The following is a 12,092-nucleotide window of genomic DNA, read 5'->3' as shown; positions in this document are numbered from 1 at the left end:
CCTGCTTATTGTTTTTGAAATACCGCTCCAAATAAGGTGTCTGCCTTTTGATCATAACCAGTCAGCAAGGTTGAGCGTAACAGTTGCAGCGAATGCTGTTCCTGGATGAACTGAAGTACTTCCTCATTTTCTTTTCTGAATACCGAACAGGTACAATACAAAAAAAAGCCGCCCGGCTTCAGGTGGGGAATGGCATTGCTGACGATCTTTTTTTGCAGGTTGCTGTACTTTTCTATTTGTTGCGGATCGAAATAATACAATTGCTCGGGTGTACGGCTCCAGGTGCCGGAACCGGTGCAGGGCACGTCGGTGATGATGATATCGAATAATGGATGTTCGCCCGGAAGCATAGAAGAGGAAAGGTCTGCTACATAGGAATGATAATGCCTGATGCCTGCTGCAGCAAAACGCTTCTCCAGATTAAAAAGGATCGATTTTCTTACATCCGTCACCGTGAGGTCGATCTTCGGAAAGATATCATGGGCCAGAATAGATTTACCGCCGCTGGCTGCGCAGGCATCCCAGATCCTGAGCGCTTTGGGCGAAGTGGAAGGGGCGGAACCGCGGGCCCCAAGCGTAGTCGAGGGGCGTTCTATTGAATCGCGTATATACTCCATTAACTCCCCAATCCTTTGCGAGCTAAAGTCCTGTATCACTGCTTCTTTATCTATTTCAATCACTCCATCGATCTTCGATGCATTGGGTAAGGCCACACAGGAAGCACCTGGTTCGCCGAAGGGAATGCCTGCCTGTTGCAGTTTCCCTTTTACGGTTGCTCCTGCACCCGCGCGTACCCGCAAAAACAGATCGGGTTGGGTGAAAAAGGAAACGCAGAAATGTTCATAGTTTATGTCATCGCTTAAGGCTTCGCGCCAGGGAAACAGGTCATACATGGTCAATATTTGTCCGGCTGCACCCTGGTCATCATTAAAGACCTGTATTTTTTCAGGTAACGGTAAGCGCGTTTTTTCGTTCCATGCCGGTTTCAGGTGTTGCAGCAGTTCATTGGGTTCGTGGCTGCAAAAGAACAGTGCTGTGACGATGCGTTCTTCTGCCGGCAGTTGCGGCAATGCCTTGCCCAGGCGAAAGAATGCATAACATAACTGGGAAATATTCTTGCGGTCTTTTGACCCGTATTTCTTATGCTGGCTGAAGAATTGTTTAATAAAACTCCCGAACGGTTGGCTGCCGTTGTATTGTTGCAGCAACTGCACAGCGGTGTTCAAATGGGAGAAGTATTTCATAAGGCGCAAGTTACCATTCACCACCGGTTCTTTCCCAAAAAAATAATAACTTGATCTTCAATACTTCCCTGGAATGCGTACATGGCTTTTTATAGTATCGATGCTTTTATGGCATTTGTTTGCAGAAGGCCAGGCTGTTCCTTTTTCTTTCCGGAATATGAGCATCAATGAAGGGCTTTCCCAAAGCAGCGTGGTGGATGTTGCCACCGATGATGCCGGTTTTTTATGGCTGGCCACGCAGGATGGGCTGAACCGCTACGATGGACGCGAACTGGTGATCTTCAAAAAGAACTTCGATGATATTACCACTACCACCGGCAGCCGGTTGGGCAAGATCGTGAACGGGCGAAACAACACCCTGTGGCTGATCACCAGTGGCGGCAGGCTCGAAAAGTTGGATCTGTATAATGAGAAATTCACACCCATTCGTACCATCGGCGCCGATAGTATGGTGCCGCCGCCGGTGACCAGTTTGCTCCCGGATAAAAAAAATATACTGTGGATTGGAACGGAAAATGATGGGTTGTATAAATATGATGTTGCAAAAAATAAAGTGGTTGATCATGTAAACGTTGATGATTTCGGCCGGAACCAACGAAGTTCAATTCTGTACATTTTTCAGGACAGCCAAAAAGGAATATGGGTGTTAACAAACAACGGGTATACAATACTTGTTCCGTTATCAAACGGGTTGATGGGTTCTATGTCGCCCATGAAAGAAGGTATTCCATTTAGTGTTATGGATGAAGATACAGCCAAAACGCTGTGGATAGGAACATATGGTAAAGGACTTTATATGCAAAAAGGGCAAAATTTTGATTTTGTCCCCTTTACCGGTTATGGCGGCCAGAACAATTTACCAGGCAACCTGGTGATTGAATCGGTAAAAGCAGATGCAGATGGTCAAATATGGGTGGGCACCTATGGCAATGGGTTGTATTTGATCAACCCCGCCAAAGCTACCATCACACACTACCTGGTCAATAAAAAAGATCCGTTCTCCATAAGTTATAACGATATCCTGAGTATTAAAGAAGATAAACAGGGCGGTATCTGGATCGGCACCGATGGCGGCGGTGTAAGTCATTATGACAAGCGCCTGAATAATTTTGCAATGCTTACCAGTAATAATGTACCGCAAAGCATTTCCATTGAACAGGTGCGGGCCATTACCACCGATCAAAAAGGGAATGTATGGATAGGCACCAGTAATAGTGGGCTCACCTTTGCCAACATCCGAAATAATGCCTTCGAAACATTCCATTACCCACCGGCGCCCTGGGCGCAGGGCAATTACGACCGGGTGGTATCGCTGTTCACCGATGCGCAGGGCGATATATGGGTGGGTACACAAGGCAATGGCTTGCTGGTGGTTGATGCAGTCACCAAAAAAATAAAGACCCGGTTTTTCCCCGATGGGGAAGGGGTACAGCATATTCCCGATCATACCATCTGGTGTATGTTGCCGGCGCCCAACAACCAGGTATGGGCCGGCACCCGCAACGGCGGGCTTTGCCTCATGGATAAACAAAAAGGACTTATAAAGAATTACAATACCAGCGGTGAGGCGGGCTACCGTACGTTGGAGAATAATGTGCGCTTTTTAACCCTTATCAATGATACCACGCTTTGTATAGGGTTCGAGAAAAGAGGGATCCAGTTCCTGCAAACAAAAACGGGCCGCTTATTTACCAGGCCCAACGCTACGCTCGATGGTATGATGGCGAAGGAAACCATTTTCAAATGCTGCTGGTACCGGCAGCCTGTCTTATGGATCGGTACGCTGGGCCGGGGCATGGTAGCCTGTAACCTCAATACCGGTGAAACGCATGTCATCAACGATGAACAGGGATTGCCCAATAACACGGTATATGGTATGTTGTGCGATGAGCTGGGGCATGTATGGATAAGCACCAACAAAGGCATTTGCCGTTTTGTATCGCCTGGCAATCTGGGCCAGGTTAACCGTTCTGCGTTTACCACTTTTTTGGCAGAAGACGGATTGCAAAGCAATGAGTTCAATACCGGCGCGTATCACAAGGCAGCCGATGGCCGGTTTTTGTTTGGCGGCATCAATGGACTTACTATTTTTCAACCAGATCAAATTGCGTTGCTTAACCAGCCGGCACGGGTGGTGATCACCCAGGCGATGGTGAACAATCAGCCGTTGTTGAGCGATACCGGTATGGCATATAAGAAATTCCTGCGCCTGCCGTATAGCCAGAATGCGGTCTCTTTCAATTTTGCCGCACTTGATTTTGTTTCGCCCCGCCGGTTCAACTATTATTATCAGCTTTCGGGCTACGATACCAAATGGATCGATGCGGGCAACAGAAATTATGTGGCCTATACCAACCTGCCGCCGGGCCGGTATGTGTTCAAGGTAAAAGCGGCCATGCAGTTGCCTGAGAACAGTCCGGTAACCCTGCTCACCATCATTATTGATCCGCCCTTCTGGCGTACGCCCTGGTTTGTTTTGTTGTGTGTGCTGGCACTGGCGGGTTTACTGTATGCCGTTTACCGGTACCGCATTAACCAGCTATTGCGTTTGCAAAAGGTTCGCAACCGCATAGCTACCGATCTGCACGACGATATAGGCACTACACTCACCAATATCAGCATCCTGTCTGAGCTAAGTAAAAAGAAGCTGCTGCAAAAGGAAGACGCGGGCACCTTCCTCGACCGCATTGCTGAAGAAGTGCATAATTCGAGCCAGGCCCTGGATGATATTGTATGGAGCATCAACACCAAGAACGATACGCTGGAGCAAACCGTAGCGCGTATGCGCCGGTATGCGGCGGAAGTATTTGACGCTGCCAATATTACCTATACCCTGCAGCTCGATGAACAGTTCGAAAAGTATAAGCTGAATATGGAACAGCGGCGCGATATTTTTCTGATCTTTAAGGAGGCCATCAATAATATTTACAAGCATGCCAATGCAAAACATGTTGAAATAAAAGTATGGATTGAGAAAAGCCGGTTGCACCTGGTTATCCAGGACGATGGCAAAGGATTCGATATCAATACCGCTACCCATCGCAACGGCATCAAGAACATTCGTAACCGGATAGAAAAGTGGAACGGTCACATCGCGTTGTCATCAGTGCCGGGAAAGGGGACAGAAACCCGGGTTCATTTTCCGCTTTCTTAGTTCGTTAGTTTTTGAGTTATTAAGTTGTTGAGTAAACTCATGAACTAACAAACTCCCCCTAATGAGCGATACCCTTAAGTTGTATAACATAGTTACATTTGTATATGCCTATAAAGATCGTATTATTTGAAGATAATGACCGGTTGCGTGAGTCTTTGGCCTATCTGCTAAAGATGAATGGGTACGATGTGGTGGGGGATTATAACCAGTGTACCGATGCGGCCAATATTGCCAGGGTGTACGAGCCCGATGTGGTGCTGATGGACATCGACATGCCGGGCGATAATGGCATAAAAGGCGTGCAGTGGATCAAGGAATCGCGCCCGCAAACCTCGGTGATCATGTATACGGTTTTTGAGGATGATGAAAAGCTTTTCGAATGTTTGTGCGCCGGCGCCAATGGGTACCTGCTCAAGAAAACGCCCCCGGCCCGGTTGTTCGATGCCATACAGGAAGTGCTGGAAGGCGGCGCGCCCATGAGCCCGGTGATTGCGCGTAAGGTGTTGAACACATTTCAGGTAAAGGCAACTTCCAATAAGTATAATTTGTCGCCCCGCGAAATAGAGGTGCTGCAATGGCTTATAAAGGGCTATAGCATCAAGATCATTGCTGCTGAAATGAAACTGGCCTTCGATACAGTTCGTTCGCACCTGAAGAATATTTACCAGAAACTGCATGTGAACTGCGGTAAGGAAGCAATTGCAAAGGCGCTGAGTGAAAGGATTGTATGAAGGTGAATGGTCAATGGTGAATGGTCAATGAATCTCCGGCGGCGCGAGATTTTCCATTAATTCAAAATTCGCGAGCTTTTCACCATTGACGAGTTTAAAAGAAAAAGCCTCCGCTCTCTGCGAAGGCTTCTCTATATTATTTCAGGTTTCAATTACAACTCAAGTAACGCTTTCACCGGATCTTTACCAAACAGCAACAGCTCAGGATTTTCGAGCAATTCTTTCACCCGTACCAGGAAGCTTACTGATTCACGGCCATCGATGATGCGGTGATCGTAGCTTAATGCCAGGTACATCATGGGTTTAACAACTACCTGTCCGTTTATGGCCATTGGGCGCTCCTGTATCTTGTGCATACCGAGGATGGCGCTTTGTGGCAGGTTGATGATGGGTGTGCTCATTAAAGAACCAAACACACCACCATTGGTGATGGTAAAGGTGCCGCCGGTGAGCTCATCCATTGATAATTTATTATCTCTTGCTTTACCGGCCAGCTCAATCACTTTCTTTTCAATTTCAGCCATGCTCAGGCTTTCTACATTACGGATAACCGGAACGGTCAACCCGCGGGGTGTAGAAACGGCAACAGAAATGTCGGCGTAGTCGTGGTAAACCAGGTGGTCGCCATCGATATAGGCATTAACGGCGGGCCATTCCTGTAAAGCGATGGCGCAGGCTTTGGCAAAAAAGCTCATGAAACCGAGGTTAACCCCATGGCTTTCCTTGAACTTGTCTTTATGCTTGCTGCGGATCTCCATAATGCGGCTCATGTCAACCTCATTAAAGGTGGTGAGCATGGCCGTGGTATTCTTGGCTTCAACCAGGCGGCGGCTGATGGTCTTGCGCAGCTGGCTCATTTTTTCCTTTCTTTCTTCACGGCCGAACAGCGGTTTACCGCCGGTTACCCTGCCGGGATTTGATAAGGCGGCCAGTACATCGTTCTTCACGATCTTTCCGCTGAATCCGCTGGGTGTAACTGATTTGGGATCTACCTTTTTATCGGCAATGATGGCAGCAGCAACAGGTGTAGCTTTGATATCGTTTGATACAGCTGTTACAGGTGCTTGTGAAGTTTGTGTTGCGGGGGCCTCTTTTTTAGGTTCCGCTTTTTCTTCTTTTGCCGGTGTTCCGTTGGAGGCTGCTTTTTCGGGTTTGGCAGCTGTTTCATCAATAGAAGCCAGGATGTCACCGATCTTCAGGGTGTCGCCTTCCTGGGCTGATTGTTTCAGCACGCCTGCCTGTTCGGCATTTACTTCAAACGTGGCTTTTTCGCTTTCCAGCTCAGCGATCACTTCGTCACGCTCAACATAATCTCCGCTGTTCTTTACCCATTTTAATAAAGTAACCTCGCTAATGGATTCTCCAACTGTCGGAACTTTTATATCTATCATAAAAAACGTTTCTTGCTTGTTTACGTGTTAAATCGAAAAGGCAGTATCAATAATTTCAGCTTGTTCCTGGGCATGTACTTTGGCATAACCGGTAGCCGTGGCAGCGCTTGGCTGGCGGCTGATAACACCATAGTTAATGCTCTTCAGGTTCATTTGCAGGAAACTGGCTGCGCCCATGTTCAATGGTTCTTCCTGTACCCAGAACCAGGTGGCTTTGCTGTATTTGCGATACAGTTCTTCCAGTTGTTTAACAGGTAAAGGATACAACTGTTCGAGCCGTACGATGGCGGTATCTTTCTTGTTCTCTTTTTGCTGACGTTCTGCGAGGTCGAAATACACTTTACCGGTGCAGAATAATACTTTCCGAACCCGGTTGGCATCATCTGCATACGTATCGTCGATCACTTCTTTAAAGCCGCCGCTCAGGAATTCCTGTGCGGGTGAATAGGAGCCTACATGGCGCAGGTTGGCTTTGGGTGAGAAGTTGATCAACGGCTTGCGGAAAGGCCATGCCAGCTGGCGGCGCAGGGCATGGAATAAGTTGGCGGCCGTTGTAATATTGGTGATCACCATATTGTTTTCGGCGCACATTTGCAGGAAGCGTTCCATACGGGCGCTGCTGTGCTCAGGACCCTGTCCTTCATAACCGTGGGGCAATAACATGGTTATACCGTTCATGCGTTGCCATTTTGTTTCGCCGGCCGAAATGAACTGGTCGATCATGGTTTGCGCGCCGTTACAGAAATCGCCGAACTGGGCTTCCCATAATACCAGGGAGTTGGGATTTGCCATGGCATAGCCATATTCAAAACCCAGTACACCATATTCGCTCAGCAGGGAGTTGTAAATCCTGAACTGACCGCTGGCATCGGGTATCTGGCTTAACCGGCTGTAGGCTTTGTCGGTGTTCTCGTCGCGCAGTACAGCGTGGCGGTGCGAGAAGGTGCCGCGGCGTACATCCTGTCCGCTCATACGCACATCCTTGCCTTCGAGCAACAGGCTGCCATAGGCGAGCAGTTCACCGGTAGCCCAGTCAACCTTGCCTTCCTCGTTGTATAATTTTACTTTATCGTTTATGATCTTTTCTACCTTTTTCAATGGTTTGAAATCGGCAGGCCATTTCATGAGGGCGTCGAACACTTTTTTGAAATCGCCTTCGCTAAGCGCGGTTGCAGGTGATCTGTCGAAGTCTTCTTCAGTGGCTTTACGCAGGTTCTTCCAATCCAGTTCAGGCTGTTGGTAATAGTAGGGCAGTGGTTTCTGCTTTAATTCATCGAGGCGTTCCTGCAGGTCGGCCCAGAATTTCTTCTCCATTTCCTTGGCCAGGTCTTTGGCGTCTGATTCCCCGTTCTCGAGCAAATAGTTGGTATACACTTCACGCGGGTTGGCGTGTTTTTCGATGAGTGCATACAGCTGAGGCTGGGTGAATTTGGGATCATCGCCTTCGTTATGTCCATGACGGCGGTAACAAACCATATCAATGAACACATCTGAATTGAACTCCTGGCGGTAGCGGGTTGCTATTTCCACGCATTTGATCACCGCTTCTGCATCATCGCCGTTTACGTGCAATACCGGCGCCTGAATCATGGCTGCCAGTGAAGTACAGTAGTCGGAGCTGCGGGCATCTTCAAAATCGGTAGTGAAACCGATCTGGTTATTGATCACGAAGTGAATGGTACCACCGGTGTAATAGCCATCGAGGTCGCTCATTTGCAGCACTTCGTAAACAACGCCCTGTCCGGCAATTGACGCATCACCGTGAATGAGTATGGGTAGTATTTTGTCGAAATCGCTTTTGTACAGTACATCGGCTTTTGCGCGGGCAAAACCTACTACAACCGGGTCAACGGCTTCAAGGTGCGATGGGTTGGGCAACAGTTTCAGGTGAACTTCCTTGTTATCGGCTGTTTGCACCACGCTGCCGTAGCCTTTATGGTATTTTACGTCGCCGCTGCCCATGGTTTGGTCGGGCGTTGCGGTTCCTTCAAATTCGCTGAAGATCTGCTCATAGGTTTTACCCATGATGTTGGCCAGCACGTTCAAACGGCCGCGGTGCGCCATCCCGATCACCACTTCCTGCACATCGTTATTGGCAGCGGTAGTGATGATAGCGTCGAGGGCGGCAATAGTGGTTTCGCCACCTTCAAGGGAGAACCGCTTTTGGCCGATATATTTGGTGTGGAGGAACTTTTCGAAGATGACACCCTGGTTGAGTTTGTCGAGGATGCGTTTTTTCTGGTTGATGGCCAATGGTTTGGTAAAGCTCCGTTCCATTTCATTGGTGAGCCAGTCAACCTTTTTCTGCTCGCTGATGTACTTGAACTCGATACCTACATGGGCGGCATAGGTATTCTGCATGTGCTGCAGAATATTGCGCAGGGTAGTGGTACCCAGCCCGATCATATTGCCTGCATGTAAAGTTTTATCGAGGTCAGCTTCGGTAAAACCATAGAACCCGAGGTCGAGATTGGCGCCACGGTCTTTCCGTTGCCGTATGGGGTTGGTTTTAGCGATGAGGTGGCCTTTGTTGCGGTAACCCAGAATGAGGCGGTAGGCGCCCACTTCTTTTTTCCAGTCGAAACTTTCTGTGGCGCCGGTCGTTTCGCCGGCTACTGCGGTTCCGTTTGTCCCATTTTTGCCTTGTCCCACGGCAAAGTCAAATCCTTCAAAAAATTTTTTAAGGTCGGGATCAACACTGTTTGGGTCTTGTAAGAAATCCTGATACAGGTTTTCAATAAAGGCCGGGTGGGAATTGGTGATATACGAAAAATCCTTCATGAGGATGCAATTGAAACTTAATGTGTATTGAGTTATTTAAAATCGGGGTACAAATATCGGTCAAAAAAGGTAGGAACGGAAGTCAATTTCCCTGATTTTGTGTTTTTTGCCCGCAATATTACCAGGCCGCCGCTAAAACCTGCAAGGGACGGGCATTCTATGGTAATTTAGTGGATAAAAGACCGGTTAAATGATTGTTATTCATGGCCAGGCGACCGGGTTCAAGATTTTTCCAGTTTTATTTTTCGTTTTTTGGTGCAAATCCCTACCTTTGCATCCCCGAAAATTATTCGGACTTAAACATTGGAACGAAATGGCAAATCATAAGGCTACCAAAAAAGACGTGCGTCAAGCTGCTAAAAGACGTGAAAGAAATAAGTATTACGGTAAAACTACCCGTAATGCCATCCGTGATCTGAAAGCACTCAAGACTGGCGCTGAAGCTACAAAAGAGTTTCCTGAAGTAGCTTCTATGATCGATAAATTAGCTAAAAGAGGTATTATCCATAAGAATAAAGCCGCTAACCTGAAAAGTAAGCTGGCTAAGAAAATCAATACCTTGGCAAAATAAGTTGTGTTTGCTTTTAATTATGCGTTAGCATAATGAGCCAACACAATAGATTAGAAGATATTATTTTTTTTGTTTTTTCCTCCCGTTCACGCGGGAGGTTTTTTTATTTGTGGCTGGTTCAGGGGCCCCGGCCGTATAACATATTAATATTGAGGATGAAAAAAGGAAGCCCCATTTCAAACACTTGTAATTGTAGGCGCTGATGGTAGTGCAATGGTGCTCTTATTGCCTGGGCATGGTAGTCTAATGGCCTGGGTATTACACCGGAGTTGCACTGGATGTTAAGGCTGCAGTGCAACCCCAGTGCAACTCCGGTGCAACCCCTATCAGCAAATTGCTACAAATGTCTCGTCCTAAAATACCGTATCGGGAGCGTGGAGGTACCCTTGAACTCCAAACTGGCATCCAATAACCGGCAGTTTTCCTATATTTAAGGCCCAACAGTCACATTATGAGAATACTGCTGCTTATTTTATTACCTGTATCCCTTTTCAGCCAATCCATTCCAACCAAATTCGAACAAACCCAGGCAAAAGAAACGCCTACCTATAGCGAGATCATTTCCTGGTGGAAAATGATGGATGCCCGGTTCCCCACCATAAAAATGCAAACCATGGGGCCCACCGATGCCGGTTTTCCCCTGCACCTGGTAGTGGTGTCGAACGATGGCGATTTTGATATGGCCAGCCTGCGCCGGAAGAACAAACGCATTATCCTTATCAACAACGGCATTCATCCCGGCGAACCCGATGGCATCGATGCCAGCATGCTGCTGGTGCGCGATATTGCTGTTCATAAAATAACCCTGCCCGATAATGTGGTGCTGGCCATTATACCGGTTTACAATATCGGCGGCTGTTTGAACCGCAGCCCCTGGTACCGGGCCGATCAGAATGGGCCCGACAGTTTTGGCTCCCGTGGCAATTCTCAAAACCTCGACCTTAACCGCGATTTTATAAAATGCGATTCCAGAGAAGCCCGCTCCTTTGCGGCCATCTTTCACCTGTGCGATCCCGATGTATTTGTTGACAACCATGTAAGCAACGGGGCCGATTACCAGCATGTAATGACCCTGCTTACCAGTGAGTATAATAAACTGGGCGGTGTTATGGGCGAATACCTGCATAATACTTTTGAACCCGGTTTGTACAGGCTGATGAAGGATAAAGGGTACGACCTGGTGCCCTATGTTGATTTTGCCGGCAATACCCCCGATGCGGGGCTTACCGCTTATTTCGACGGCCCCCGGTACAGCAGCGGATACGCCTCGCTGTGGCACACCTTTGCATTTGTGCCCGAAACCCATATGTTGAAGCCCTATGAGCAACGCGTAAAAGCTACTTATGCCCTTATGCGGTCGTTTATTGAATTTACTTCCACCAACAGCGCTGCCATTAGTCAATTACGGTCTAATGCCCGAATAAATGATCTGAAGGCGAGCGGTTTCCCGGTGAGCTGGAAGCTGGATACCACCCGCCAGGAGCAGGTGCAATTCAAAGGGTATGAGGCTGGCTATAAGAACAGCGACGTATCGGGCCTGCCCAGGTTGTATTACGACCGCAACAAACCTTACGTAAAGCAATTGCCTTACTATAACTTCTATACGCCGAAGACCACCATTCAAAAACCCATGGCCTATATTATTCCGCAAGGCTGGTATAAAGTGATAGAACTGCTGAAGCTGAACCAGGTGGGCATGATGGCCTTTCGCCAGGATACGAGCATTGAAGTGGAGGTATACCATATCGAGGATTATAAAACATTACCCCGCCCGTACGAGATGCATCATTTGAACACCGAGGTGAAAGTAAGTACCACCAAACAGGTGGTGAAATTTCGCAAAGGGGATTATTATATTCCTACATTCAGGACCGACGCGCGTTTTATCGTAACCGTACTGGAACCCCAGTCAGACGACTCTTATTTTGCCTGGAATTATTTTGATGGCATTCTCGGCCGCAAGGAAGGCTACAGCGCTTACGCTTTTGAAGACATTGCGGCAACGTACCTGAATGAACATCCTGAGCTTAAAAAACAACTGGAAGCACGTAAGGCCAGCGATTCCACTTTTGCCAACAGCGCATCGGCACAGCTTGATTTTATTTATAAGAACTCCCCTTATTTTGAACCGGAATACCTGCGGTATCCTGTTTACAGAGAGGTACTGTAGGCCTTAACAGGTTTCTTCGTATATGCATTACATTGTTATTTCTAGCAATG

Annotated in this window: 7 protein-coding genes; 4 read left to right on the top strand and 3 right to left on the bottom strand. The window is 47.8% G+C overall.

Annotation, left to right across the window (positions count from 1 at the left end; genetic code table 11):
* Positions 1-5: 5 nt before the first annotated feature.
* The gene (locus tag A3860_RS21380; protein WP_081149606.1) at positions 6-1,244 is read right to left on the bottom strand and encodes an RsmB/NOP family class I SAM-dependent RNA methyltransferase; all 1,239 of its coding nucleotides are present in this window, start codon (positions 1,242-1,244) and stop codon (positions 6-8) included.
* 73 nt (positions 1,245-1,317) lie between these two features.
* Between A3860_RS21380 and A3860_RS21375 the strand changes: the two genes are divergently transcribed.
* Together A3860_RS21375 and A3860_RS21370 are read left to right on the top strand one after the other, a co-directional pair.
* Positions 1,318-4,398: a ligand-binding sensor domain-containing protein gene (locus A3860_RS21375; protein ID WP_081149604.1), complete on the top strand. Its 3,081-nt coding sequence runs from the start codon at positions 1,318-1,320 to the stop codon at positions 4,396-4,398.
* A gap of 104 nt (positions 4,399-4,502) precedes the next feature.
* Complete coding sequence (locus A3860_RS21370; RefSeq protein WP_081149601.1) at positions 4,503-5,129, top strand: response regulator transcription factor; 627 nt, start codon at positions 4,503-4,505, stop codon at positions 5,127-5,129.
* A 152-nt stretch (positions 5,130-5,281) separates the two neighbouring features.
* Here A3860_RS21370 and odhB read toward each other — a convergent pair whose 3' ends face one another.
* On the bottom strand, positions 5,282-6,520 hold the full coding sequence (gene odhB, locus A3860_RS21365) for a 2-oxoglutarate dehydrogenase complex dihydrolipoyllysine-residue succinyltransferase (protein ID WP_081149599.1): 1,239 nt from the start codon (positions 6,518-6,520) through the stop codon (positions 5,282-5,284).
* Positions 6,521-6,547: 27 nt separating this feature from the next.
* Positions 6,548-9,301 (bottom strand): 2-oxoglutarate dehydrogenase E1 component, encoded by a 2,754-nt coding sequence (locus A3860_RS21360; protein ID WP_081149596.1) that lies wholly within the window; start codon positions 9,299-9,301, stop codon positions 6,548-6,550.
* A gap of 313 nt (positions 9,302-9,614) precedes the next feature.
* On the opposite strand from A3860_RS21360, the gene rpsT reads away from it, so the two are divergent.
* Together rpsT and A3860_RS21350 are read left to right on the top strand one after the other, a co-directional pair.
* The gene (rpsT, locus tag A3860_RS21355; protein WP_081149851.1) at positions 9,615-9,872 is read left to right on the top strand and encodes a 30S ribosomal protein S20; all 258 of its coding nucleotides are present in this window, start codon (positions 9,615-9,617) and stop codon (positions 9,870-9,872) included.
* A 451-nt stretch (positions 9,873-10,323) separates the two neighbouring features.
* Positions 10,324-12,042 carry a M14 family metallopeptidase gene (locus A3860_RS21350; RefSeq protein ID WP_081149594.1) on the top strand — a complete coding sequence of 573 codons (1,719 nt, stop codon included), beginning with the start codon at positions 10,324-10,326 and terminating at the stop codon, positions 12,040-12,042.
* Positions 12,043-12,092 lie beyond the last annotated feature (50 nt).

The sequence above is a fragment of the Niastella vici genome (assembly GCF_002077945.1).
In the GTDB taxonomy this organism is placed as follows: Bacteria; Bacteroidota; Bacteroidia; order Chitinophagales; family Chitinophagaceae; genus Niastella; species Niastella vici.
Note: the sequence above shows the minus strand (reverse complement) of the source record. Positions and strands in the feature narration are given on the sequence as shown.

What these genes read in the sequence shown, in the direction of transcription:
- rpsT (WP_081149851.1), top strand. Translation starts at nt 9,615, where the DNA reads ATGGCAAATCATAAGGCTACCAAAAAAGACGTGCGTCAAGCTGCTAAA.
- A3860_RS21370 (WP_081149601.1), top strand. Translation starts at nt 4,503, where the DNA reads ATGCCTATAAAGATCGTATTATTTGAAGATAATGACCGGTTGCGTGAG.
- A3860_RS21380 (WP_081149606.1), bottom strand. Translation starts at nt 1,244, where the DNA reads ATGAAATACTTCTCCCATTTGAACACCGCTGTGCAGTTGCTGCAACAA.
- odhB (WP_081149599.1), bottom strand. Translation starts at nt 6,520, where the DNA reads ATGATAGATATAAAAGTTCCGACAGTTGGAGAATCCATTAGCGAGGTT.
- A3860_RS21375 (WP_081149604.1), top strand. Translation starts at nt 1,318, where the DNA reads ATGCGTACATGGCTTTTTATAGTATCGATGCTTTTATGGCATTTGTTT.
- A3860_RS21360 (WP_081149596.1), bottom strand. Translation starts at nt 9,301, where the DNA reads ATGAAGGATTTTTCGTATATCACCAATTCCCACCCGGCCTTTATTGAA.
- A3860_RS21350 (WP_081149594.1), top strand. Translation starts at nt 10,324, where the DNA reads ATGAGAATACTGCTGCTTATTTTATTACCTGTATCCCTTTTCAGCCAA.